The sequence below is a fragment of the Bradyrhizobium sp. USDA 3364 genome (genome assembly GCF_054056355.1).
This window is the reverse complement of the sequence record NZ_JBSRYG010000002.1, coordinates 15,713-39,996: the sequence shown is the minus strand read 5'-3', so window position 1 is coordinate 39,996 and position 24,284 is coordinate 15,713. Positions and strand designations below refer to the sequence as shown.

At 62.6% G+C, this 24,284-nt stretch carries 18 protein-coding genes; 14 read left to right on the top strand and 4 right to left on the bottom strand.

The genetic code is table 11. From position 1 onward, the window contains the following. Window positions 1-101: 101 nt before the first annotated feature. From ACVILL_RS00320 to ACVILL_RS00310, 3 genes are all read left to right on the top strand, one after another. Window positions 102-1,172 carry an ABC transporter substrate-binding protein gene (locus ACVILL_RS00320; RefSeq protein WP_456727306.1) on the top strand — a complete coding sequence of 357 codons (1,071 nt, stop codon included), beginning with the start codon at window positions 102-104 and terminating at the stop codon, window positions 1,170-1,172. Between the two features lie 124 nt (window positions 1,173-1,296). After that, window positions 1,297-3,396: a molybdopterin oxidoreductase family protein gene (locus ACVILL_RS00315; RefSeq protein ID WP_456727305.1), complete on the top strand. Its 2,100-nt coding sequence runs from the start codon at window positions 1,297-1,299 to the stop codon at window positions 3,394-3,396. Window positions 3,397-3,465: 69 nt separating this feature from the next. Next, window positions 3,466-4,245 carry an enoyl-CoA hydratase/isomerase family protein gene (locus tag ACVILL_RS00310; protein WP_456727304.1) on the top strand — a complete coding sequence of 260 codons (780 nt, stop codon included), beginning with the start codon at window positions 3,466-3,468 and terminating at the stop codon, window positions 4,243-4,245. A gap of 268 nt (window positions 4,246-4,513) precedes the next feature. Here ACVILL_RS00310 and ACVILL_RS00305 read toward each other — a convergent pair whose 3' ends face one another. The 3 genes from ACVILL_RS00305 to ACVILL_RS00295 all read right to left on the bottom strand — a co-directional run bounded on the left by ACVILL_RS00305 (window position 4,514) and on the right by ACVILL_RS00295 (window position 8,794). Then, window positions 4,514-4,942 (bottom strand): GlcG/HbpS family heme-binding protein, encoded by a 429-nt coding sequence (locus ACVILL_RS00305; protein WP_050403640.1) that lies wholly within the window; start codon window positions 4,940-4,942, stop codon window positions 4,514-4,516. After that, complete coding sequence (locus tag ACVILL_RS00300) at window positions 4,935-7,913, bottom strand: FAD-binding and (Fe-S)-binding domain-containing protein (RefSeq protein ID WP_456727303.1); 2,979 nt, start codon at window positions 7,911-7,913, stop codon at window positions 4,935-4,937. Before ACVILL_RS00300 ends, ACVILL_RS00305 begins: the two co-directional genes overlap by 8 nt. A gap of 128 nt (window positions 7,914-8,041) precedes the next feature. Then, window positions 8,042-8,794 carry a GntR family transcriptional regulator gene (locus tag ACVILL_RS00295; protein WP_456727302.1) on the bottom strand — a complete coding sequence of 251 codons (753 nt, stop codon included), beginning with the start codon at window positions 8,792-8,794 and terminating at the stop codon, window positions 8,042-8,044. A 132-nt stretch (window positions 8,795-8,926) separates the two neighbouring features. On the opposite strand from ACVILL_RS00295, the gene ACVILL_RS00290 reads away from it, so the two are divergent. The 5 genes from ACVILL_RS00290 to rfbG all read left to right on the top strand — a co-directional run bounded on the left by ACVILL_RS00290 (window position 8,927) and on the right by rfbG (window position 16,247). After that, complete coding sequence (locus tag ACVILL_RS00290) at window positions 8,927-10,126, top strand: pyridoxal-phosphate-dependent aminotransferase family protein (protein WP_456727301.1); 1,200 nt, start codon at window positions 8,927-8,929, stop codon at window positions 10,124-10,126. 204 nt (window positions 10,127-10,330) lie between these two features. Continuing rightward, window positions 10,331-11,614, top strand: a complete 1,284-nt coding sequence (locus ACVILL_RS00285; protein ID WP_456727300.1) for an MFS transporter — start codon at window positions 10,331-10,333, stop codon at window positions 11,612-11,614. Window positions 11,615-12,324: 710 nt separating this feature from the next. After that, window positions 12,325-13,995, top strand: a complete 1,671-nt coding sequence (locus ACVILL_RS00280) for a hypothetical protein (RefSeq protein ID WP_456727299.1) — start codon at window positions 12,325-12,327, stop codon at window positions 13,993-13,995. Between the two features lie 154 nt (window positions 13,996-14,149). Further along, window positions 14,150-15,151, top strand: a complete 1,002-nt coding sequence (locus ACVILL_RS00275; protein WP_456727298.1) for a glycosyltransferase family 2 protein — start codon at window positions 14,150-14,152, stop codon at window positions 15,149-15,151. Between the two features lie 46 nt (window positions 15,152-15,197). Beyond that, the gene (gene rfbG, locus ACVILL_RS00270) at window positions 15,198-16,247 is read left to right on the top strand and encodes a CDP-glucose 4,6-dehydratase (protein ID WP_456727297.1); all 1,050 of its coding nucleotides are present in this window, start codon (window positions 15,198-15,200) and stop codon (window positions 16,245-16,247) included. On the opposite strand, the gene ACVILL_RS00265 is transcribed toward rfbG, so the two are convergent. Further along, window positions 16,244-17,383, bottom strand: a complete 1,140-nt coding sequence (locus tag ACVILL_RS00265) for a Gfo/Idh/MocA family oxidoreductase (RefSeq protein ID WP_456727296.1) — start codon at window positions 17,381-17,383, stop codon at window positions 16,244-16,246. The genes rfbG and ACVILL_RS00265 overlap by 4 nt on opposite strands. A gap of 201 nt (window positions 17,384-17,584) precedes the next feature. On the opposite strand from ACVILL_RS00265, the gene ACVILL_RS00260 reads away from it, so the two are divergent. From ACVILL_RS00260 to ACVILL_RS00235, 6 genes are all read left to right on the top strand, one after another. Next, window positions 17,585-18,835 carry a class I SAM-dependent methyltransferase gene (locus ACVILL_RS00260; RefSeq protein WP_456727295.1) on the top strand — a complete coding sequence of 417 codons (1,251 nt, stop codon included), beginning with the start codon at window positions 17,585-17,587 and terminating at the stop codon, window positions 18,833-18,835. Between the two features lie 52 nt (window positions 18,836-18,887). Further along, window positions 18,888-19,658: a glucose-1-phosphate cytidylyltransferase gene (gene rfbF, locus ACVILL_RS00255; RefSeq protein ID WP_456727294.1), complete on the top strand. Its 771-nt coding sequence runs from the start codon at window positions 18,888-18,890 to the stop codon at window positions 19,656-19,658. Window positions 19,659-19,664: 6 nt separating this feature from the next. After that, window positions 19,665-20,375 (top strand): class I SAM-dependent methyltransferase, encoded by a 711-nt coding sequence (locus ACVILL_RS00250; protein WP_456727293.1) that lies wholly within the window; start codon window positions 19,665-19,667, stop codon window positions 20,373-20,375. A gap of 410 nt (window positions 20,376-20,785) precedes the next feature. Continuing rightward, a complete protein-coding gene (locus ACVILL_RS00245; protein ID WP_456727292.1) occupies window positions 20,786-21,982 on the top strand; it encodes a pyridoxal-phosphate-dependent aminotransferase family protein in 1,197 nt (398 codons plus the stop codon). Window positions 21,983-22,015: 33 nt separating this feature from the next. Then, window positions 22,016-22,813 carry an enoyl-CoA hydratase/isomerase family protein gene (locus ACVILL_RS00240; protein ID WP_456727291.1) on the top strand — a complete coding sequence of 266 codons (798 nt, stop codon included), beginning with the start codon at window positions 22,016-22,018 and terminating at the stop codon, window positions 22,811-22,813. 364 nt (window positions 22,814-23,177) lie between these two features. Continuing rightward, window positions 23,178-24,155: a Bug family tripartite tricarboxylate transporter substrate binding protein gene (locus ACVILL_RS00235; protein WP_456734128.1), complete on the top strand. Its 978-nt coding sequence runs from the start codon at window positions 23,178-23,180 to the stop codon at window positions 24,153-24,155. Window positions 24,156-24,284: the final 129 nt, after the last annotated feature.

Below are 24,284 nucleotides of genomic sequence, written 5' to 3'. Positions count from 1 at the left end.
TGCAACCTGAAGCATCTGTCGACGACAGACTCCGTCTTCGCGCAACGGAATAAGAGCGGGACGACGGTGTACCAACTTCGCCATCTCGTGCGGGGAATCATATGAGGAAATATTCTGGGCTATCGCGCCGTGACATGCTGAAGGGCACCAGTGCCGTGCTGGCAGGGGCCGCCCTTTCAACGCGCGTGATGGCCGCCGCGCCACCTGCGGAACCGGTGACCCCGGCGCTGATCGAGGCGGCGAAGAAAGAGGGCGAAGTCGTCTATTACACCTCGACCGATCTGCCGGTCGCAGAGAAGCTGGCGAAGGCGTTCGAAGCGAAATATCCCTATATCAGCGTGCGTGTCGAACGCACCGGCGCCGAGCGCGTGTTCCAGCGGGTCGGCCAGGAATATTCCAGCAACGTTCACGCCGTCGACGTGGTCAATTCCTCCGACGCCGCGCATTTCATCGTGTGGAAGCGCGACGGCATTCTGGCGCCCTATGTCCCGGAGGAGGTCGCAAAATACTATCCGGAGGAGCATCGCGACGCCGACGGCCAGTTCGCAAGCTTCCGGGTCTGGCTGTCGATCATCGCCTACAACACCAATCTCGTGAAGGCCGAGGAGGCGCCGAAGAGCTTTGCCGATCTGCTCGATCCCAGGTGGAAGGGCAAGATCGTGAAGGCGCATCCCGGCTATAGCGGCACCATCATGACCGCGACCTATCAGATGCAGCGCGATCTCGGCTGGAGCTATTTCGAGCAACTCGCCAAGCAGAACATCATGCAGGTGCAGTCCTCGACGGATCCACCCAAGAAGCTCGATCTCGGCGAGCGTGCGGTGATGGCCGACGGCAACGAGTACAACATCTTTCAACTGAAGGAGGCCGGCCGCCCAGTCGAGCCGGTCTACGCCACCGAGGGATCGCCGCTCATCGTCGGACCGAACGGCATCTTCAAGGACTGTCCGCATCCGAACGCCGCAAGGCTGTTTCAATCCTTTGCGCTCGGGCGCGAGGGCCAGCAGCTCAACATCGAGATCGGTGGTCTCCGCTCGGTCCACGCGCAGGCAAAGGAGAAGGCCGGCCGCAAGCCGTTGAAGGACATCAAGACGATGAAGGATGATCCGGCGGCGGTGGAGCGGGAAGGTGAGTCGATCAAGGCGCGCTATACCCGCATCTTCCGCGTTTGACGGACAAGCGGGCCGATAGCACTCCGGCCTGGGCGCTTGCCGCATGGCTCATGCCCGGTTTTCGCCCAGGCTGGGTCAATAATGCCCCTCGGCGGAGCGGGCGTTTGATGTTACCAATTTGGCCATGAACCAGCATGCCAAGGTCGACATCCGCCATTCCACCTGTCCGCACGACTGCCCCTCGGCATGTGCGCTCGACGTCGAAGTGATCGACGGACGTTCGATCGGCCGGGTGCGCGGCTCCAAACAGCAGACCTACACGGCCGGCGTGGTCTGCGCCAAGGTCGCGCGCTACGCGGAGCGGATTCATCATGCCGAGCGGCTGATGTATCCGCTGCGCCGGACCGGGCCGAAGGGCTCCGGCCGGTTCGCGCGGATCTCCTGGGACGAGGCGCTGGACGAGATCGCGGCGCGTTTCGATGCGGCCGAGCGGGAATTCGGCGCCGAGTCGGTCTGGCCCTATTACTACGCCGGCACCATGGGGCTCGTGATGCGCGACGGCCTCAACCGGCTGTCGCATGTGAAGAAGTATTCGCGCTTCTACGGCACGATCTGCGCAACCATCGCGCGCATCGGCTTTGCCGCCGGGACCGGCAAGATCGCCGGCGTCGATCCCCGCGAGATGGGCGTCTCCGACCTCGTGGTGATCTGGGGCACCAATCCGGTGAACACCCAGGTCAACGTGATGACGCACGCATCGCGCGCGCGAAAGGAGCGCGGCGCGAAGATCGCGGCGATCGACGTCTACAACAACGAGACCATGAAGCAGGCCGACATCAAGATCCTGCTGCGGCCGGGCACCGACGGCGCCTTCGCCTGTTCGGTGATGCATGTGCTGTTCCGCGAGGGGTTCGCCGATCGCGAGTATCTCGCGCGCTATACCGATTGCCCCGGCGAGCTCGAAGCGCACCTGAAGACCCGCACGCCGGAATGGGCCGCGGCGATCTCGGGCGTGCCGGTCGAGGAGATCGAGGCGTTCGCACGGCTGGTCGGGACCACCAAGCGCTCGTTCTTCCGGCTTGGCTACGGCTTCACCCGCAGCCGCAACGGCGCCGCGCAGATGCACGCTGCGTCATGCATTCCCGCGGTCACCGGCGCCTGGCAATATGAGGGCGGTGGCGCGTTCTTCAACAACGCTGCGCTCTGGCGCTTCGACGAGTCGATCATTGAAGGCCACGACGCGATCGATCCGGCAACGCGCGTGCTCGATCAGTCGCAGATCGGCCGCATCCTGACCGGCGATGCCGAGGCGCTGCGCGGCGGCGGCCCGGTCAAGGCGATGCTGATCCAGAACACCAATCCGATGACGGTGGCGCCCGAGCAGGCGCTGGTGCGCCAGGGCTTTGCCCGCGAGGATCTGTTCGTCGCGGTGCACGAGCAGTTCATGACCGAAACCGCACAGATGGCCGACATCGTGCTGCCGGCGACGATGTTCATGGAGCACGACGACCTCTACTACGGCGGCGGCCATCAGCACATCTCGGTCGGCCCGAAGCTGATCGATCCGCCCGGCGAGTGCCGTTCCAATCACGCGGTGATGCAGGCGCTCGGCCGCCGCCTCAACGCCGTGCATCCCGGCTTCGACATGACGCCGCGGCAACTGATCGACGCGACGCTGAAGAGGAGCGGGCATGGCGATATCGACGCGCTCGAGGCCGAGCTGTGGCGCGACCTGCAGCCTGATTTCCGCACCTCGCACTATCTCGACGGCTTCGCTCATGCCGACAAGAAGTTCCACTTCAAGGTCGATTGGGGCAAGGTGCCGGTCGGCACCGGCGGGCTGATGGGGGCATGGGACAAGATGCCCTCGCTGCCCGACCACTGGACCATCATCGAGGAGGCGGACGCGCAGCATCCGTTCCGGCTCGCGACGTCGCCCTCGCGCAGCTTCCTCAACACCAGCTTCAACGAGACGCCGTCGTCGCAGGCCCGCGAGGGTGCGCCGACGGTGATGATCCATCCCGACGATGCGGCCGCGCTCTCGATCGCCGACGGCGATGCGGTGACGCTCGGCAACGTGCGCGGCGAGACCACGCTGACCGCTAGACTGTTCGACGGCGTTCGCCGCGGCGTGCTGATCGCCGAGTCGATCCATCCGAACAAGTCGCACATCGGCGGTCGCGGCATCAACATGCTGACCGGAGCGGAGGCCGTTGCTCCGGTCGGCGGCGCCGCGTTCCACGACAACAAGGTCTGGATCAGGAAGGCGTCCGCCGCCGCATAATCCTGCTTGCAGTCGGCGCCGATCCTGCCGCAAATGTGGGCTGACAACAGCAGCACACAGGCGGGAAACATGACCGACAACAGCGTTCTTCTCGAAAAGCGCGGGCAGGCCTTCTGGATCACCATCAACCGCCCGGACAAGCGCAACGCGCTCAATGCCGGTGTGATCGCGGGCATCGCCAGGGGCTATCGCGAGGCGCATGACGACAAGGACGTCCGCGTCATCGTGCTGACCGGCGCGGGCGACAAGGCGTTCTGCGCCGGCGCCGATCTGCAGAACAGCGGCGCGGCGTTCTCGATGGATTTCTCGCGACCGAATGTCGACTATGCCGACCTGCTGCGGCTGTCGCAGAGCGCCACGAAGCCCGCGATCGCGCGGGTTGGCGGCGTCTGCATGGCCGGCGGCATGGGGCTGCTGTGCATGACCGACATGGCGGTCGCAGCCGATGGCGTGATCTTTGGCTTGCCCGAGGTGAAGGTCGGCGTGTTTCCGATGCAGGTGCTGAGCCTGCTGCAATCGATCGCGCCTGCGCGCCTCGTCAACGAATGGGCGCTGACCGGCGAGCCGTTCGACGCGAAGGCTGCGCAGGCGGCGGGTCTGCTCAACTACGTCGTTCCGGCGGCCGAGCTCGACGCCAAGGTCGACTGGCTGATCGGCCGCATCGTCGACAAGTCGCCGACCGCGATCCGGCGCGGCAAATACGCGATGCGCGCGATCGCCTCGATGTCGTTCGACGAGAGCATCGCCTACACCGAAAGCCAGATCGCGCTGCTCGCGATGACCGAGGACGCCAAGGAAGGCCTCAAGGCCTTCGGCGAGAAGCGCAAGCCGACCTGGACCGGGCGCTGAGGCATCGCCGTGCCGCTTCACCTCGCGCTGCCTGCGGCCGCCGCAGGCGCGCACTGGCAAAATATCGAAAACAACCCCATGCAAAGGGGCCGACGCCTGCCGGCGTTCGACAAGGCAACTTGACACGTCGGGCAAATCAGGAATATATTTCTAATATTCCGAAATACCTCGCTCGCAAATGACTTGTCGCCGGGAGAGGGCGGAACGCATCGTGAGATGCGCTCCGGGTGAAGAGAGCCTCCACGAGCCAGTTGTCGCGGAAGGGACTCTAGCCCGCGTTGGCCTTGAGGCCGGCGGCTTCGATGCCGGCCACGGCGCAGATCTCGTCATTGTCCGACGTGTCGCCGCTGACGCCAACGGCGCCGAGCAGGGTGGCGCCGTCCATGATCAGCACGCCGCCGGGGACCGGAACCAGCCGGCCCTGCGCCAGCGTGTTCACGGAATCGATGAAATAGGCCTGCTCCTGCGCGCGCTGGAACAGCGCCCGCGATCCCATCCCGAGCGCCAGCGCGCCATAGGCCTTGCCATGGGCGATCTCGGCCCGCATCAGGCTGGTGCCGTCCTGCGCCGCCGTCACCTTCACCGCGCCGCGCGCGTCGAGGATGGTGACGACCAGCGGCTTCAGCTTCTTCTCGACGCCCTTGGCCAGCGCGGCATCCAGAATCTTGCGGGCAGTATCGAGAGTGAGCTCAGCCATGGGCCTCGTCCTTTGTCGGCAATGATGGATCGGATTTCGATGTCGCACGTTTCAGGCTCATCGCCAATACGCTGGCGACATGCAGCGGCGTGCGCCCGCTGCCGTCCTTGATCTGGTGCCGGCACGAGGTGCCGTCGGCCACGATCAGCGTGTCCTGGTCCGCGCTGCGGACGGCAGGGAGCAGCGACAGCTCGGCCATCTCGATCGAGGCCTGATAGGTGTCCGCGCCATAGCCGAACGCGCCGGCCATGCCGCAGCAGCTCGACTCGATGGTCCTGACGTCGAGGCCGGGCACCAGCCGCAGCACCTTCTCCACCGGCTTGAACGCGCCGAAGGATTTTTGGTGGCAATGGCCGTGGACGACGGCCTTGCCGACAACGGCGCCGAGCGGCAGCGCGAGACGACCGGCCTCGGCCTCGCGCACCAAAAATTCCTCGAACAGCAAGGCGTGCGCGCCGACGGTCTTTGCGGCGTCATCGGAACGCAGCGACAGCAGCTCGTCGCGCAGGGTCAAAAGGCAGCTCGGCTCGAGGCCGATGATCGGCACGCCGCGCGCCGCGAACGGCGCGTAGGTCGCAACCAGCCGGTCGAGCTCGGCGCGGGCCTGCTCGACCAGCCCGGCCGACAGGAAGGTGCGACCGCAGCACGGCGTCCGGGCACCGTCCGATGGCCTCGGCAGATGCACGCGATAGCCGCCGGCGACGAGGACCTCAATCGCCGCGTCGAGATTCTCCCGTTCATAGCCGCGGTTGAAGGTGTCGGCGAACAGCACCACTTCGCGGCCGTCCACCGGACCCAGCACCTCAGCGTCGGGCCGGAAGGTATCGCGGCGAAACGCCGGCAGCGCACGCTTGGCGCTGATCCCGGCAAGTTTCTCGAACAGGCTGCGCAGCAGCGGGCTGCGGTTGCGCCAGTTCGCGATCGGCGCAAGGCGCGAAGCGAGATCGACATAGCGCGGCAGATAGCCGACCAGCCGGTCGCGCAGCGACAGGCCGTGGGTCGCGGCGCGCGCGGCCAGCACCTCGATCTTCATCTTGGCCATGTCGACGCCGGTCGGGCATTCATGGCGGCACGCCTTGCAGGAGACGCAGAGTTTCAGCGTGTCCATCATCTCGTCGGAGGAAAGTGCGTCCGCACCCAACTGGCCCGAGATCGCCAGCCGCAGCGTGTTGGCGCGGCCGCGGGTGACGTCCTTCTCGTTGCGCGTGGCGCGATAGGACGGGCACATCACGCCGCCTTCGAGCTTCCGGCAGGCGCCGTTGTTGTTGCACATCTCGACAGCGCCCTGGAAACCGCCGCCGGCGCCGGGATAGGCCGACCAGTCGAGGGCGGTCTTCAATTCGCCGACGCGATAGTCCGGCGAAAAACGAAACAGCGAGCGATCGTCCATCCTGGGCGGATCGACGATCTTGCCCGGGTTGAGCGTGTTGCCCGGATCGAAGCGCTGCTTGACCTCGCGGAAATCGGCAACGATGCGCGCGCCGAACATCGTCTCGTGGAATTCCGAGCGCACCAGGCCGTCGCCGTGCTCGCCGGAATGCGAGCCCTTGTATTCGCGCACCATCGCGAAGGCTTCCTCGGCAATGGCGCGCATTGCCTTGACGTCCTTCTCGAGCTTGAGATTGAGCACCGGGCGCACATGCAGGCAGCCTTCGGAGGCATGCGCATACATCGTGCCGCGCGTGCCGTGCCTGGCGAACACGGCATTGAGCCGCTCGGTGTAGTCGGCGAGATGCGGCAGCGGCACCGCGCAATCCTCGACGAACGAGACCGGCTTGCCCTCCTGCTTCATCGACATCATGACGTTGAGGCCGGCGGCGCGGAAATCGGCGATGCCGGTCTGCAGCGCGGGCTCCACGATCTCGACCACACCGCCCCATTTGCGCTGCGGCTTGTCCCAGCCGAAGCCGAGGTCGCCCATCAGCTCGCCGAGCTGCCTGAGGCGGGCGAGATTGTCGGCCTGGTCCTCTTCCGCGAATTCGACCACCAGGATCGCGTCGGGATCGCCACGCACTGCGGCCGAAATGATCGGCTGGAACATCGCGATCTCGCGGCCGAGCGCGATCATGGTGCGATCGACCAGCTCCACGGCAATCGGCCGCAGCTTCACCAGATGCTGGGCGGCGTCCATCGCCTCGTAGAAGCTGCCGAAATGGCAGACGCCGAGCGCCTTGTTGCGGATCACAGGCCACAGCTTGAGCTCGACCTGCGTCGTGAAGGCGAGCGTGCCCTCCGAGCCGACCAGGAGATGCGCCAGATTGTTCGGCGCGTTGCGCGGCACTAGCGCGTCGAGGTTATAGCCGCCGACGCGGCGCTGCACCTTGGGGAATTTGTCCGCGATCTCGAGCGCCTCGCGCTCGCCGAGATCGAGCATGTCGCGAAACAGCTGCAAGCCGCTGTCGGACGCATCGAACCGCGTCAGGTCGCGCGGCACCTCGCCGAAATGCAGCAGCGTGCCGTCGGCGAGCGCGGCATCCATCGACAGCGTGTTGTCGCGCATGGTGCCGTAGCGCAGCGAGCGGCCGCCGCAGGAATTGTTGCCGGCCATGCCGCCGATCGTGGCGCGCGAGGCGGTCGAGACGTCGACCGGAAACCACAGCCCGTGCTTCTTCAGTTGCCGGTTGAGGTCGTCGAGCACGATGCCGGGCTCGACCACGCAGCCGCGGTTCTCGACGTCGAGCGAGATGATCTTGTTCAGGTGCTTGGAGAGGTCGACCACGATCCCGTCATTGACGGTCTGGCCGCATTGCGAGGTGCCGCCGCCGCGCGGGGTCACGATTCGCCCGGCGTCGCGGACGATCGTAAGCGCGCGTAACGCCTCGTCGACGGTGCGCGGCGCCACCACGCCGGCCGGCATGATCTGGTAGAACGAGGCGTCGGTCGCGTAGCGGCCGCGGTTGAAGGCATCGAAAAACACGTCGCCGGTCAGTTCGGACCGCAGGCGCTGTTCGAGCGAGGAGGCGTTCTTCATCCCAGATCCGATGTGATCCATGGCGCTGACGTGTGCTCACGGATTATGCATTCTCTCGACAAGAGAATTATATTATGAATTCATAATGAGCAAGGATGGCTGCACTCCAGCCACCCTTAGCCGTCCCTTTAGTCGGTCTGGGGCGCCGTCTCCAGGCCGGTGTCCGGCGTCTCCGCGAGGTGCTCGATGGCGGCGGTCCGCTTGTTGCGCAGGTGCTGGAACAGGATGTCGCTGAGCTCGCTTGCGGCGCGGCGGCGCAGCGCGTCCAGGATTGCCTCGTGCTCGCGCATCGCCTCGGCCCAGCGCTGCCGCTTGCGGGCGAAATTGGCCGAATAGCGCACCCGGCGGATCCGGCCGGCGAAGTTGGCGTAGGTCGTCTTCAGCGTCTCGTTGCGTGCCGCCGCGACGATGCTCTCGTGGATCTGCTGGTTGATCTGGAAATAGCCGTGCATGTCGCGGTGCAGATAGTGGCCGTACATCTCGTAATGCAGCCGCTCGATCCCGGCGATTTCCTCATCGGTGATCACCTCGCAGGCCAGCCGTCCTGCGAGGCTCTCGAGCCCGGCCATGACGTCGAACAGCTCCTCGAGGTCGCGCGGGCTGAGCCGGCGCACCCGCGCGCCGCGATTGGGCAACAGCTCGATCAGGCCTTCGGCGGCCAGCACCTTGAGTGCCTCGCGCAGCGGCGTCCTTGAGATCCCCAGCATCTCGCAGAGCTGCCTCTCCGGAACGCGGGCGCCCTCGGGAATGTTGCCTTCCACCACATGGTCGCGCAGCCGCAGCAGGATCTCGCCATGGAGCGAGGCCTCCTGGCGGTCGCTGCCATTGCCGGCGGCGGGTTCGGTGATCGGAACCCCGGCTTCGGGAATCGCGGATTTCATATCCTGAACAATAATTTGCCAACGCGACCGCGTCGATCTGTTCAATCGAATACCAAAATTCGATTGAAAAGACAAAAAATGAATGCAAAATGGCTTTCAGAAGGGCCGGAATCCGGCAATTGGGAGGTTCTGATGCATCAAGGGCGCCATTTTCTGCAGATTCCGGGGCCGAGCCCGGTCCCGGATCGCATTCTTCGCGCGATGGACATGCCGGTCATCGACCACCGCAGCGCCGAATTTGCCGAGCTCGGCCGCACCGTGCTGGAGGGCAGCGGCAAGATCTTCCAGACGACAGGTCCGGTGGTGATCTTCCCGTCGTCGGGGACCGGCGCCTGGGAAGCCGCGATCGTCAACACGCTGTCGCCCGGCGACAAGGTTTTGATGGTCGAGACCGGCCACTTCGCCACGCTGTGGCGGCAACTGGCCGGCCGTTTCGGCATCGAGGTCGACTTCATCTCCGGCGATTGGCGCCGTGGCGCCGATCGCGCCCTGATCGAAGCCAAACTTGCCGAGGACACCGCGCACAGCATCAAGGCGGTGATGGTCGTCCACAACGAGACCTCGACCGGCGCCACCAGCCGGATCGCCGACATCCGCGCCGCGATCGACCGCGTCTCGCATCCGGCGCTCTTGATGGTCGACACCATTTCCTCGCTTGGCTCGGTTGATTACCGGCACGATGAGTGGAAGGTCGATGTCAGCGTCAGCTGCTCGCAGAAGGGCTTCATGCTGCCGCCCGGCCTCGGCTTCAACGCGATCTCGGAGAAGGCCCGCGCCGCGTCGCGCACCAACAAGATGCCGCGCTCCTATTTCGACTGGGAGGAAATGCTGAAGCCGAACGCCAAGGGCTTCTTCCCCTACACGCCGGCGACGAACCTGCTCTACGGGCTGCGCGAGGCGATCGCGATGCTGCTGCAGGAGGGGCTCGACAATGTGTTCGCCCGCCATCAGCGACTGGCCGCCGCGACGCGTGCGGCGGTCAATCATTGGGGGCTCGAAGTGCTGTGCCAGGAGCCGTCGGAGTTCTCGCCTGTTCTGACCGCGGTGTTGATGCCGCCCGGCCATGACGCCGACCAGTTCCGCAAGGTCGTGCTCGATAATTTCAACATGTCGCTTGGCTCCGGCCTGTCGAAGGTCGCGGGCAAGGTGTTCCGCATCGGCCATCTCGGCGAGTGCAACGAGCTGACGCTGCTCGGCGCGCTCACCGGCGTCGAGATGGGGCTGTCGGTCGCCGGAGTGCCGCACCGCGCAGGCGGCGTCGCGGTTGCGATGAAGCTGCTCGAGCAGCGCGACCAGCGCAATTCGTCGCATCTGAAGGTGGTCGGCACCTAGTCTTACTGTGTCACAAGCGCTGTGTCCCCTCATCCTGAGGAGCCCGCGGAGCGGGCGTCACGAAGGATGTAGGTCACAGCACGGGCCTCATGGTTCGAGACGCGCTTCGCGCTCCTCACCATGAGGGACTTGTGACGCAGTAGCAGCCACCTACGGCATCCCGCAGGACGACGAACTCAGAATAGTCAGGGAAGGGGAGGGGATATGAGGCTTCGGTTCAAGGCCACCCATGTCGTGTTGGCCATGCTCTGCGTGATGTATTTCATCACCTATGTCGACCGGGTGAACATCGGCACCGCGGCCGGAGACATCCAGAAGGAGCTCGGCCTGTCCAACACCGAGCTCGGCCTGGTGTTCTCGGCCTTCGCCTATCCATATCTGCTGTTCCAGGTGATCGGCGGCTGGGTCGGCGATCGCTTCGGGCCGCGCCAGACATTGTTTTGGTGCGGCATGATCTGGGCCGCGGCGACCATCATGACCGGCTTTGTCCATGGTCTGGCCGCGCTGTTCGTCGCGCGTTTCGCGCTGGGGTTCGGCGAAGGGGCGACGTTTCCGACCGCGACCCGCGCGATGCAGTACTGGACGCCGGCAAACCGCCGCGGCTTCGCGCAGGGCCTGACGCACTCATTCGCACGGCTCGGCAACGCGGTGACCCCGCCGGCCGTCGCACTCCTGATCCTCTGGCTGACCTGGCGCGGCGCATTCGTGGTGCTCGGCATCGTTAGTCTGCTGTGGGGTATCGTGTGGGTCTGGTACTTCCGCAACGAGCCCAAGGACCATGCCTCGATCACCGAAGCCGAGCTCGCGACGCTGCCGCCGCGGCCGAACGGCGAGCGACCTAAGGTGCCGTGGGGACCGCTGCTGCAGCGGATGTGGCCGGTGACCTTGACCTATTTCTGCTACGGCTGGTGCCTGTGGCTCTACCTCAACTGGCTGCCGCTGTTCTTCAAGAACAACTACAGCCTCGATCTGAAGAACTCGGCGCTGTTCGCATCCGGCGTGTTCTTTGCCGGCGTCGTCGGCGACAGCATCGGCGGCGTCATCTCCGACCGCATCCTCGAGCGCACGGGCAATGTGCGTCTGGCGCGGCTCAGCGTGACGGTCGTGGGCTTTGCCGGCGCGCTGCTGTCGCTGATGCCGATCCTGTTCGTTCACGACATCACGGTGGTCGCGCTGTGCCTGTCGGCCGGCTTCTTCTGTGCCGAGCTCGTGATCGGCCCGATGTGGTCGATCCCGATGGACATCGCACCGAAATATTCCGGCACTGCGGCGGGGATCATGAACACCGGCTCGGCCTTCGCGGCCATCGTCTCGCCGCTCGTCGCCGGCTTCGTCATCGACGCCACCGGGAATTGGTACCTGCCGTTCCTGATGTCGATGGGCCTGCTGCTGCTCGGTGGTTTCTCGGCATTTCTGATGCACCCGGAGCGCCCGTTCGAGGAGACCGGCGAACGGGTGCCGCCGGGCAAGGTGGTGGCCGCCGAATGAGCGGCGGCCGGCTCCGGCGGCGCGCCGTCAGATCTGCATGATGGACCCTCGCCGGGCCAGCGCTGCCAACAACTTCGCGTCCAGTCCGCCATCGGGGCCCCGAGCAAACTCCAGAACGGAGATGCCGAATAGGCGCTGGCAGAAGCACCATTAATTCTCAAATGGTCCGGACCCAAGGCCTCGTGCTCTCGTGCGCGCGAGCATCTGCGCCGGTCACCGTTCGTCGTTCTGCTTGGAGAGCCCGGGATAGGGAAGTCGACGCTTCTCGCGAATGGGGCCGGACGAAGCAGCTCCGTTGTCTCAGTCCGACGGAGACGAAAGTATAAGCGGAAGCTACCCTGTTTCCAATCTACAAGCTGAACGAGAGGACATATTCCGCAGCCGTCGAGGTTGCCGGTGACTTGTCTTTGCGAGGCATTCCCGTATCAGATGACGCTGGACGTCCATGGAACGAAGCCCGCGAACGTCTAGCGGAATGGCAAAGAAGCTGCGGCGGCGTATTCGGCGATTCGGGAGAGAAGGCTTTGCAAAGAACTCGGGCTTGGGTGCTTCCCTTTCGGATCATACTGCAGGTCATTTGCGAATATGCCCGCCTGGATCGCTATATTGTACCAATTCTCCTCTTGAGTCTGATCTGTATCGGTTCTCTCGTTCCGCGTAACACCGATAACCCTCAATTGCTGGCAGCTTTCGCCAACGATGAGCCATGGATGACGATGGCACTCGATGGCACGGTCGCCAAGCCTTTTGGCAATCCCGCCAATTACCTCGATCCGACAGCCGAAGCCTTCAAGAAAATTCCGGCATATTGGGGAACGCTTCGCTACGGCAACATCGTCTACTACGGCGCCGTGATGTTCGATATCGCTTTTCCCTTCTACGCGACGGCGCGCCTGGTCGGACTCCCTGCCTTTCCAACCGCTCCCATTATCCTCAGAACGATATCGGTGCTCGCTGCGTTAATGAGCCTTCTTTTCGTCTACAATTTCGCAAGGAAGCATGCGGGGGTTGTTGTCGGAATATTATCCTGTTCCGTCTTGCTGACGGATGGCTATTTTTTCTACTACACGACGGTCATTCATCCGGATACGCTTCAGGTATATTTCGGGCTCTTGGCACTCGGACTTGCACTCCGTCATTCAAATGACGGGCTCCTCTCAAGCCTCGCCGCTTTGGGGTTGGTGTGTGGTTTGGTGCAGGGGACGAAGTTCGGAGGGGCGTGGACGGTACCGTTTGCAACGGCTTCGCTCTTGATGGGAATTCGAGCGACAGGCGCTCACCAATGGGACAAGAAGGTCATTGCCCAGCGAGTTGCCGTCCTCGGAGCCACCGCCTTGGCGGGATGGATCGGTACGAATCCTTACGCAGTCATCACGCCCTATTATGTCCAGTCCTGGGTCACCCAATGGAGCATCGTCGGCAGCTCGGGTGGACCCCTGGGGACGTTCACACCTTGGAATTGGATAACGGCCATCTACGACTACGTTGGCCCGCTTGGTTCGGCGCTGGCTGTGGCAGGAACGCTGTACGCGTTGATCGGCGGCTTCTCGACGCCGCGCAAACGAGGCCTCTTCCTGGCCGCAATACTTTCATTGTCTCAGATTGCCTACTACGCGCTTCTCGGCAAACTTTGGGTCATTCTTGGATACCTTCTGGTCGCGCTCCCTCTAATGGCGATGCTTGCTTTTGATTTCGTCGTGACATGGCTGGAGTTTTTTCTTGCCAAGCTGCTCGGGCGCATGGCGCGTCCAATCACAGTGACTTCTGTTTTGCTTGCAACCCTATACTTCGGCACCGACCAGGTCTTCGCGCTGGTCAACCGCACGCTCGAACTACACCATCACGACAGCACCTTGCTCGCACTGAACGACTGGGCTGCCAAAGGCGGCATACCGCCGGATGCCCGCATCGTTTTCGACGACCTCGGCTACTTCGATCCAAAGATATTTAAGAACGCCAAGATGTATGGGGGCGTGTTGACGTGGAGCGGCGTCAATGCCCTCGATCCCGAGTATATCGTCCTTTCGAGCAGTCTGTACGGAAGCCCGCACTACGCCAAGCTGATCGAGACCCAACGCCTCGCTGCCGACGATCCCAATCCGTTTTCGATGCTTATGTACCAAGCTCTGATTCCAACCCCGGCGCCCGGCCCGACCGCCGCGGAGGGAATTACCTTCATCAAAGAGATAGCCCCCGATACCAGCGGGGTGACGGCCGCCCCGCCGGTTTATCTCACGCCATGGCCAAGTCTTGAATCCCGAGTGAGATACTCGCTCTCTTTGTTGAATGGCATTTGGCAGCCGATCGACAAACCACGCGTCGGACCGATCCTGAAAATCTATAAACGGAAGCCTAACAAACCCTCTGACGGCGAACGCTGACTCGGGTCCGCGAACTCAACGAATGCTCTCGCCGGGCGCTACGCAATATTCAACTATCCGTCTGCGGACGCTCGGGTGGCCGCTCATTCCAAGAGTTGCATATCTTGAGCGGCTCGCCTAGAAGTCCCGTTTGTATTAACAGCAACGATCTGACATGAGCAGCACCGTCGATACCGGGAGACCGGACGGAGAGCCGAACAGACGAAGACGGCTGATCTCCCTCGTCATGCCGGTCTACAACGAAGAAGCCAATATAGATCGCGCTTACGCCGCGCTGACGGCTATTTTCAAAGACCTGCCCCAATATGATCTGGAATTTGTTTTCACCGATAATCACAGCGAGGATCGAACATTCGAACATCTTGCTGCGCTTGCCAAGATCGACAACAGGGTCAAGGTAATCCGCTTCACGCGCAACTACGGTTTTCAGCGCTCGCTACTGACCGCCTACCGAAACGCATCCGGCGATGCAGCAGTCCAGGTTGATTGCGATCTTCAGGATCCACCGGAATTGATTCCGCAATTCATCGCGCTTTGGGAAAAGGGCCATGATGTGGTCGTAGGCTTGCGCCGACGCCGCGAGGAAGCAAGGCTGCTCACCCTGGGTCGCCGTGGATTTTACGCGCTGCTCAACTCCATTTCCGATGATCAGATCACCCGCGACGCCGGCGATTTCCGCCTGGTCGACCGCTCGGTGATCGACCGCCTCAAGGAACTGAACGACTACAACCCCTACGTCCGCGGCGTCATATCTTCGTTTGCCGCGCGCGAGACCGGCATTCCCTACGACCGGACACAGCGGATACATGGTCGCAGCAAATTCCCGGTGCGCAAACTGGTGGGTTTTGCCCTTGACGGGATTATCGGCCACTCGGTTCTTCCGCTGCGGCTCGCGTCCTATGCCGGCCTTCTGATCTCGATCGTTGTTTTTCTGCTGGGACTGTTTTATGTCGTCGAGGCGCTGCTGCGTGGCAGGTCGTGGCCGAGCGGCTTTGCGACGCTCATCGTCGTTATGCTGTTCGGGATCAGCCTGAACGCAATCTTCCTTGGCATTATCGGCGAATATGTGAGCCGGATCTATCAGCAAGTCCGCTTCAGGCCCCTGGTGACGGTCGAGGCCACCGCCAATATCTCCGCAGATCAGAGCAAACAATGACGTCGGCAAGCTTCACATCAGGTCTTCTGCGGCGGGAAGAGCGAAATTGACCCCGAGCTTCTGGCGCGGCCGCCGCATCCTCTTGACCGGACATACCGGTTTCAAGGGCGCGTGGGCCAGTGTGATTCTGGCCGATCTCGGCGCTGAGGTCACCGCGTTTTCCCTGGAGCCCCAGACCGAACCCAATCTCTGGCAAACCATCGGGCAGCGGGTGGCGATCGACAGCCGCCATGCCGATCTTCGCGACATGCCGGCGGTGACCGAAATCTGCAAAGCCGCCGAACCCGAAATCGTCTTGCATATGGCCGCACAGGCGCAGGTTCGGGAAAGCTATCGTGACCCGGTGGGAACCTTCGCCAGCAATATTATGGGGACGGTGAATTTGCTGGAAGCGCTGCGCGGCAGCCCCGGATTGCAGGCGATTCTGACGGTAACCAGCGACAAGGTCTATGCGAACGCGGAGACCGGGTTGGCATTTCCCGAGAATGCCCCGCTGGGCGGCTCGGATCCGTACAGCGCCTCCAAGGGCGCGACCGAAATCGTGGTCCGGAGTTACGCCGAGAGCTTCTTTGCGCCGCTCGGGGTGCCGCTGGCATCGGCGCGCGGCGGCAACGTGATTGGTGGCGGCGATTTTTCCAGCGACAGGCTCGTTCCGGACCTCTACAGGGCCGCACACAAAGGCGTGCCGGTTGAATTGCGATATCCTGCGGCGACCAGACCCTGGCAGCATGTACTTGACTGCCTCGCCGGCTATCTTGGCTTTGCGGAATACCTCGCAAACAGAGGTGCGGCCGATCCACCCTCCCTGAACTTTGGCCCGCTTACCGACGAATCAATGTCGGTCGCCCAGGTGGCGACAGCGATCGGCGAAGGGCTGGGCAATGGAGGTGCGTGGAAGCAGGCGTTGGGCTCGTTCCCGCCGGAAAAGCAGACACTGCGGATCAACAGCGCGCTGGCTGCCAAGACATTGAAATGGCGACCGCGGTTAGACGCCAGCGAGACGATCGCATGGACGACGCAATGGTATGCGGATTTCGCGAAGGGCAGGGACGCCCTCGAACTTATGCGTGCGCAGATTTCCCGCTACGGGACCTAGCCCGCGTCGAAAAATAGCCGACTTCTGGCCAAGAGCATCTTCAGTTCAGCTTGACCGCCGATTGTCGGCCAGGCCTTGGAGATGGTGTCGGCGTTTCCGGCTTCGTTGCTGCCGAATTCCGCAAGCGCATAGAGCAGTGCGGCATCGAGCGGTTCGCCCAGGCGGTTTGCCAACCATTCGGCCTGATGGGCGATGTAGCGGCCGCGAATCGCATCGGCAAACGCGGCAGATGCGATGGCCCGGTCCGGCGACAAACGCGGGTCCAGCGGTGCCCCTTCCACGACGGCAATGAACGCGGAGAGCATTGTTCCCAGCGGCCGGAGCGCCGTGCTCCACCGTGGGTCACCGTTCACGCGCGTCCCCGCGAAATCGATGACGCCTGGCTCGTCGGCGAAATCGAGCACGGCAACGCCTTTTCCGGTTTCGACTTCGATCCGGCGCTGCCGACCGTTATCGTTGCGTGCAATGAGCAAGGAAACCGGCAGCCCATTGGCCTGCGCTTCGATCGCCAGACGCGCGCCGCCGCGTCCAACCTCCAGCGAAACGAGTGCGAGATCGCGGAACTGCAATTCGCCGACCATCGGTACGATGTGGGGCAGCACATCATCGAACAGTGTCACCGCAGGGTCGTAGCTCTTGGCTTCCCCGCGACGGACGTCCGACGCGCCGTCGGTCCAAATCATCCGGAGGCCCCGCGGGCGGCCGAGCAAGGCCAGGGAGGCCGCATAGGCCTCGAGGTAACGTGCGAACAAGAACACGTGGCTGGCTCCGAACGCCGTACCCCTGGTTCTTGCGATGCTGTTCATTTGCTCGATATTGCCGCGTGAAAGGGCGACAGGTTTCTCAACCAATACCGGGATACCGTCAGCCAGAAAGCCAGCCGCAGCCTCAAAATGGTCTTTTGCGCGATTAGCGACAATGACGGCATCCGGTCGCTCCGGATCGGCGCCAGACGCCGGCCACGCGTCCAGAGCGCTCAACCGGCCGGCAAATTGCGGTTGCGCAGCCCACGCCTGGAGGCCGGCAGCATTGCTCGGTGAGTGCATTGTGATCCGATCCGTGCGGCCCGGGAGCCCGCACAGCACCGAAGCGATCGCTCGGGCCCAACGCCCGCCGCCGATGACCGATATCTTCATCGTTATCGCCGTAACCATCTGCGAAGGTTCTGGCAACCCGTCGAACGCGAGACGCCGCCAGCCCGCAAGATTTAGCGGGGATGGCCGCCGACCTTAACCTTTGACAAATGGAGCCCGATACGCAAAGTCACCACGTATTTCAGGGTACGGCGGCTTTGATACAACTAAATGCGCCGTAATAGCTTGTCACATGGATCCCGAATGAATTCGACAATCGTGCCGGCAAATCAGATCGATCATTGCGAAGTGTGCGGCAGTCGCACCCTTGCTCCCGTGCTGGATCTCGGCGCCCACCCGATGTGCGATGATCTGGTTGCGATCGGAAGCTCGCGGACGTGTGCCGAATACCCGATCGAGATTCTCTTTTGCGACAATTGCCGGACCGCGCACCAGCGCTTTCAGGTTCCAAAACGCGAACTGTTTCCCGAGAGCTATCACTACCGGTCGCGCTTCACCGCCGACGTGCTCTCCGGAATGAAGAGTCTTGCCGATTCCTGCGAGCAGCGCTTCGGCCCGGTTGCAGGGAAGAAGGTCGTTGATGTCGGCTGCAACGACGGAAGCTTGCTCGATTTCTTCCGTCAAAAGGGCGCCACCACCATCGGTGTTGAGCCGACCTCGGCTGCGCAGGATTGTGCGGCAAAAGGACATGTGACTATCCACGATTTCTTCACCGAGGCAACGGCGGAGCAGATCGTAGCCACGCATGGCAAGCCGGACTTCATCACCTTCACCAACGTGTTCGCGCACATCGAAAATCTCGGCAGCGTAATCGCCGCACTGAAGCGCCTGATCGGCGAAAGCACCATCCTGGTCATCGAGAATCACTATCTCGGATCGGTCTTACTGACCAATCAGTTCGATACTTTCTATCACGAGCATCCGCGCACATACAGCTACCGCTCGTTCGTGTTCATCGCCCGCGCGCTTGGTCTCAATCTGATCGACGTGCAGTTTCCCGCGCGGTATGGCGGCAACATTCGTGTTTTTGCGGGCAAGCTGGCGTCCGCGGTAGAGCCCGCAGCCATAGAGGAACTCGAGGCCAAGGAGGCTCACTTCGGCTTGGATTTCGCAACACTCCGCAGCGGCGTGACGCGCTGGCGCGACAAGAAGAGTCAGGAGTTGAGGGCTCTTGTACAGAAGAATGGCCCCCTTCGCGGCAAGGCGTTCCCGGGCCGCGCCGCCATCCTGATCAAGCTGTTGGCGCTCGACGACGACTCGATTTCAATCGTTCATGAAAAGCCCGGTTCGATGAAGATCGGCCATTACCTGCCGGGCACGCGGATTCCGATCGGCTCCGACGACGACATGCTCAAGGCCCCACGGGGCGCCAATCCATTGCTCAATCTGGCGTGGCACATTCCGGTGGAGATACGCAACTATCTCAAGGATATTGGCTATGATGGTCCGGTGATCGACATTCTGAGCCAGCAGGATTTTCAACCTGGCGCGTGAGACCGTCGACACAACTCAACTGCGCCGCGATGGGCGAACTGAGAGCCAAGACATGCAAGCGGTCATTCTCGCCGGTGGGTTTGGTACACGTCTTTCCGAGGAAACCGATCTCGTCCCTAAGCCGCTGGTCGAAATCGGCGGACGGCCGATTTTGTGGCACGTGATGAAGCTCTACGCCGCAGCCGGGCTGAATGATTTCATCATCTGCGCGGGCTACAAGGCGTCGATGATCAAGCACTATTTCGCCAGCTACTTCCTGGAAACCAACGACATCGAGATTCACACCGCCACGCGCGAAGTCCGCTACCTCACGCCCAAATCGCTTGATGACTGGACGGTGAAGATCATTGATACCGGCCTGAATACGATGACTGGCGGACGCATCAAACGTGTTGCGCCGTATCTTGATGGAACATTCTGTCTCACCTACGGCGATGGCGTCGCAAATATCGATGTCGCCAAGGTGATCGCATTCCATCGCAAGCACGGCAAGCTCGCGACGGTGACGTCAATCCCGTCACCTGGCCGTTTCGGCATTCTCGATATGGACCAGCACGATGCCGTATCGCGATTCCACGAAAAGCCAGACGCCGAAATGGGCTGGATCAATGGCGGGTTCTTCGTCCTCGAACCTGGCGTCCTCGACTATATCGACGCCGATGAAACGGTTTGGGAGCGTCGACCGCTGGAGCGACTGGCTGCCGATGGACAATTGATGGCCTATCGCCATCCAGGCTTCTGGAAGGCGATGGATACTCTGCGAGAGAAACGCGAGCTCGAAGAGATGTGGGCCTCAGGTTCCGCGCCTTGGAAGCTATGGTGACAACCGATGACACAGCCGGACGATATCAAGGGTGCCGAGTTCGACGCGTATACGGCAAACTACAATGAAGAGATCAACAAGGCCTTGAATTTTTCGGGCCTCGATATCGACTTCTTCGCGCGCGTTAAAAATGACTATCTGGTCGATATCCTCGACGCACGTCAGGGCGGCGCAGCCAAGGCCGAGCTGCTCGACGTCGGTTGCGGCGTTGCCAATGCCCACAAGCAATTGACAGATCGGGTCGGCAGGATTTCGGGAGTCGACGTTTCGAGTGCCAGCATTGCAGTGGCGCGACAACGCAACCCTGGCATCCACTACGAAGTCTTTGACGGCACCCATCTCCCGTTCGGCAACAAGTCATTCGACTGCGCGTTCGCGATCAATGTGTTTCATCACGTCCCTATTGCACTGAGGTCGGCGCTGGTTGCCGACGTGCGCCGGGTACTGCGTCCCGGAGGATTGTTCGTGATCTTCGAGCACAATCCCTTCAATCCGGTGACCCGGCGCATCGTCAACACCTGTGAATTCGACAAGGACGCAGTGCTGTTGAAACGACGTGATTCCGAAACTCTTCTCGATAGCGCAGGCTTCAACGATATCAGCACGCGATATATCTTTTCGGTGCCAGCGGCTGGCCCCTTGCTCCGCAGAGTTGACCGGCTGTTTTCGTTGCTACCGTTTGGCGCGCAGTACTATTCGCTGGGTACCAGCCACTAGAGTGCTGCCAAGTCTTCAGAGTGCTGCCAAGTCTTCGCGCGGCTCTCTGGCGGGATTCGCAGATCCTCTGACGGAAGTAGATTCAAAACTCTTGATGGGGCTCTGATCACGCATCTGTCGGGAAAATTGCTACGGCTCGGGACTGCAGGACATCCTTCGGCCGCCCCGTCAGTTCTGCACGATTTCCTCAATTCTGAACCTCCGAACTCATGGTCATCCATCTCTCGTTGCGGCGATTGAGTTCGGTCGGGAGTACGCGCATTGTCGTGGCTGCCGAATGAGCGGTGGCCGGCCCCGGTGGAGCGCCGTCAGATCTGCATGACGGACCCTCGCCGGGCCTGGGACAAATCCGGCGAATAGTGATATGCGAGCGGTTTACCAAGACCAAGGCAGGACCGGGAAAGACGCTCATGACCGTGCATACAGGAAGGCATTTTCTGCAGATTCCGGGGCCGACCAACGTGCCGGACCGGGTGCTGCGGGCCATGGATATGCCGACGATGGACCACCGCGGTCCCGAATTCGCCGAGATCGGTTTTGCTGTGCTTTCTGCGATGCAGCGTGTGTTCCGCACCAAGCAGCCCGTGATCATCTACCCCTCGTCGGGGACCGGCGCCTGGGAGGCCGCGATCGTCAACACGCTGCAGCCCGGCGACAGGGTTTTGATGTGCGAGACCGGCCAGTTCGCCGTGCTGTGGCACGGCATTGCCGACAAGTTCAAGCTCGACGTCGACTTCATTGCCGGCGATTGGCGCCACGGCGCCGACCTCGAGCAGATCGAGGCCAGGCTTGCCGCCGACAAGGCTCACAAGATCAAGGCCGTCTGCGTCGTCCATAATGAGACCTCGACCGCCTGCGTCACCTATCCGCGCGACGTCCGCAAGATCCTCGACACGCTGAAGCATCCGGCGCTGCTGATGGTCGACACCATCTCCGGCCTCGGCTCGCTCGAATATGAGCACGACGCCTGGGGCATCGACGTCTCGATCGCGGGCTCCCAGAAGGGCCTGATGCTGCCGCCCGGCCTCGGCTTCAACGCCGTATCAGAGAAGGCGCTGGCGGTGGCCAAGGCCAATCCGGGCATGCGCTCCTATTGGGACTGGCAGGAGGTCATCAACATCAACAAGGCCGGCACCTGGCCCTATACGCCCGCCACCAACCTGCTGTTCGGCCTGCGCGAGGCCGTCAAGATGCTGGAGGAGGAGGGGCTGGAGAACGTCTTCGCCCGCCACAAGCGCCACAGCGAAGCAACGCGTGCTGCAATCAAGGTCTGGGGTCTGGAGACCCAGTGCCAGGAGCAGGGCGCGCATTCGCCGGCGCTGACGGCGGTGCGGGTGCCCGATGGCCACGACGCCGACCATTTCCGCAAGGTCGTGCTGGAGAATTTCGACATGTCGCTCGGCACCGGACTCAACAAGGTCAAGGGCAAGGTGTTCCGGATCGGACATATCGGCCACTTCAACGACCTGATGCTGATGGGCACGCTGTCCGGCGTCGAGATGGGCCTCGATCTGGCCAAGGTGCCGCATCGCGGCGGCGGCGTGCTGGCGGCGATGGAGGTCCTGAAGGGCCGCGACGCCGCGCAGGCGTCGAAAGCTGTCGCCTGAGAATCGAATCGCAAACAACAGAAAGAGCGAGACATGAACGCGCCCGTCACTTCGACCGAAGACCTGATCTACTCCGTCGAGGACGGGATCGCGCGCATCACGTTCAACCGGCCGCAGGCGCGTAACGCGCTGACCTTTGCGATGTACGAGCAGATGGCGTCGATCTGCGAGAACATCAATCAGGATCACTCCATCAAGGCGCTGATCATGACAGGCGCCGGCGACAAGGCGTTCGCCTCGGGCACCGACATCTCGCAGTTCCGCGCCTTCGAGACCGCGCAGGACGCGCTGGACTATGAGGCGCGGATCGACCGCGTGCTGGGTACGCTGGAACAGTGCCGCGTGCCTGTGATCGCCGCGATCGCCGGCGCCTGCACCGGCGGCGGCGCCGGCATCGCCGCATGCTGCGACATCCGCATCGGCACCGAGGCGACCCGGATCGGCTTCCCGATCGCGCGCACGCTCGGCAACTGCCTCTCGATGTCCAACATCTCGCGGCTGGTCTCGCTGATCGGTCCGGCGCGGACCAAGGACCTGATCTTCAAGGCGCGCCTCGTCGAGGCGCCGGAGGCGCTCGCGCTCGGGCTGTTGAACGAGGTCGTCCCCGACGTGGAGACGTTGCAGCGCCGCGCCGACGAGACCGCCAAGCTCGTCGCCGGTCACGCGCCGATCACGTTAGAGGTGACCAAGGAGGCGGTGCGCCGCATCCGCCGCACGCTGTCGCGCGAGGAAGGCGAAGACCTGATCCTGCGCGCCTATATGAGCGAGGATTTCCGCGAAGGCATGGACGCCTTCCTCAACAAGCGCGCGCCGAATTTCAAGGGCAAGTAGCGGCTGCGAGAGGCTCCTGCGGACCGTGCAGCAAATTCAGGGTCGTCCCGGCGAAGGCCGGGACCCATAACCCCAAATAGTCATCGTTGCACGATGCTGGAATGACGAGTCCCGCTTACAACTCTTGCTGCGGCGTATGGGTCCCGGCCTTCGCCGGGACGACGGCAGTGCGAGTGGAAGCACCGTCGCGATGACGTAAGCGATGATGCGTGACCATGACGTACTCACCTCATTCCAAAGTCATAGGCCATGCGGCAGTTCGCGGCTTGAACTCACTCTTATTCTCGGCACAATGACCGCACCCCGCCACCTCGCAGGTTTTGCCAAGCCGAACAAATAGATAGGGAAGAAACACGTGGGACAGATTGTAAAAACCACGGCTGCAATCGCGGCCCTGCTGCTGAGCACGCCGGCGTTCGCCGGCTGGGAGCCGAGCAAGCCGGTCGAAATCGTGGTTGCGGCCGGCGCCGGCGGCGCCTCCGACCAGATGGCGCGGATGATGCAGGCGGCGATCCAGAAGAACAATCTGATGAAGCAGCCGATGGTGGTGTCGCTGAAGGGCGGTGCGTCGGGTGCGGAAGCGCTGATGTACATGAAGTCCAGCGAGGGCGATCCGAACAAGGTGCTGATCGCCTATTCGCTGATCTACATGCTGCCGCTGTCGGCCAAGATCCCGTTCAACTGGCGCGACCTCACGCCGGTGTCGGTGATCGCACTCGACCAGTTCGTGCTGTGGGACAACGCCTCCGGTCCGAAGACCGTGAAGGACTTCATCGCGGCCGCCAAGGCCGCGAGCGCGCCGTTCAAGATGGGCGGCACTGGCTCCAAGCGCGAGGATCACGTGCTGACGGTCTTCATGGAGCAGAAGACCGGCGCGAAATTCTCCTATCTGCCGTACAAGTCCGGCGGCGAGGCCGCGACCCAGCTGGTCGGCGGCCACACCGAGTCCAACGTCAACAATCCAAGCGAGAATCTCGAGGTCTGGCGCGCGGGGCAGGTCCGCGCGCTCTGCGTGTTCGACAAGGAGCGCATCTCCTACAAGGCCAAGGTCACCGACACGCAGTCCTGGAACGACATCCCGACCTGCAAGGAGGAGGGGCTGGACGTGCAGTATCTGATGCTGCGCGCGATGTTCCTGCCGGGCAAGGTCACCCAGGAGCAGCAGGCGTTCTATGTCGACCTGTTCCAGAAGGTGACGCAGACGGCTGAATACAAGGACTACATGGAGAAGCAGGCGTTGAAGCCGATCTTCCTCACCGGCAAGGACATGGTCGAATTCCTCGAGGATGACGACAAGCAGAACGCCTCGCTGATGAACGCGGCGGGCTTTGTCGCAAAATAGCGGTTGCGGTTGTCGTCAGTCCATCCTTCGTCATTCCGGGGCACGCGAAGCGTGAACCCCAATGCAATTGCGAATTGTGGAATCTCGAGATTCCGGGTTCGATGCTTTCGCATCGCCCGGAATGACCGG

Bases quoted from the DNA above. Each gene is read 5' to 3' on its own strand.
- ACVILL_RS00320 (WP_456727306.1), top strand. From the start codon at position 102: ATGAGGAAATATTCTGGGCTATCGCGCCGTGACATGCTGAAGGGCACC.
- ACVILL_RS00315 (WP_456727305.1), top strand. From the start codon at position 1,297: ATGAACCAGCATGCCAAGGTCGACATCCGCCATTCCACCTGTCCGCAC.
- ACVILL_RS00310 (WP_456727304.1), top strand. From the start codon at position 3,466: ATGACCGACAACAGCGTTCTTCTCGAAAAGCGCGGGCAGGCCTTCTGG.
- ACVILL_RS00305 (WP_050403640.1), bottom strand. From the start codon at position 4,942: ATGGCTGAGCTCACTCTCGATACTGCCCGCAAGATTCTGGATGCCGCG.
- ACVILL_RS00300 (WP_456727303.1), bottom strand. From the start codon at position 7,913: ATGAAGAACGCCTCCTCGCTCGAACAGCGCCTGCGGTCCGAACTGACC.
- ACVILL_RS00295 (WP_456727302.1), bottom strand. From the start codon at position 8,794: ATGAAATCCGCGATTCCCGAAGCCGGGGTTCCGATCACCGAACCCGCC.
- ACVILL_RS00290 (WP_456727301.1), top strand. From the start codon at position 8,927: ATGCATCAAGGGCGCCATTTTCTGCAGATTCCGGGGCCGAGCCCGGTC.
- ACVILL_RS00285 (WP_456727300.1), top strand. From the start codon at position 10,331: ATGAGGCTTCGGTTCAAGGCCACCCATGTCGTGTTGGCCATGCTCTGC.
- ACVILL_RS00280 (WP_456727299.1), top strand. From the start codon at position 12,325: ATGACGATGGCACTCGATGGCACGGTCGCCAAGCCTTTTGGCAATCCC.
- ACVILL_RS00275 (WP_456727298.1), top strand. From the start codon at position 14,150: ATGAGCAGCACCGTCGATACCGGGAGACCGGACGGAGAGCCGAACAGA.
- ACVILL_RS00265 (WP_456727296.1), bottom strand. From the start codon at position 17,383: ATGAAGATATCGGTCATCGGCGGCGGGCGTTGGGCCCGAGCGATCGCT.
- ACVILL_RS00260 (WP_456727295.1), top strand. From the start codon at position 17,585: ATGAATTCGACAATCGTGCCGGCAAATCAGATCGATCATTGCGAAGTG.
- rfbF (WP_456727294.1), top strand. From the start codon at position 18,888: ATGCAAGCGGTCATTCTCGCCGGTGGGTTTGGTACACGTCTTTCCGAG.
- ACVILL_RS00250 (WP_456727293.1), top strand. From the start codon at position 19,665: ATGACACAGCCGGACGATATCAAGGGTGCCGAGTTCGACGCGTATACG.
- ACVILL_RS00245 (WP_456727292.1), top strand. From the start codon at position 20,786: ATGACCGTGCATACAGGAAGGCATTTTCTGCAGATTCCGGGGCCGACC.
- ACVILL_RS00240 (WP_456727291.1), top strand. From the start codon at position 22,016: ATGAACGCGCCCGTCACTTCGACCGAAGACCTGATCTACTCCGTCGAG.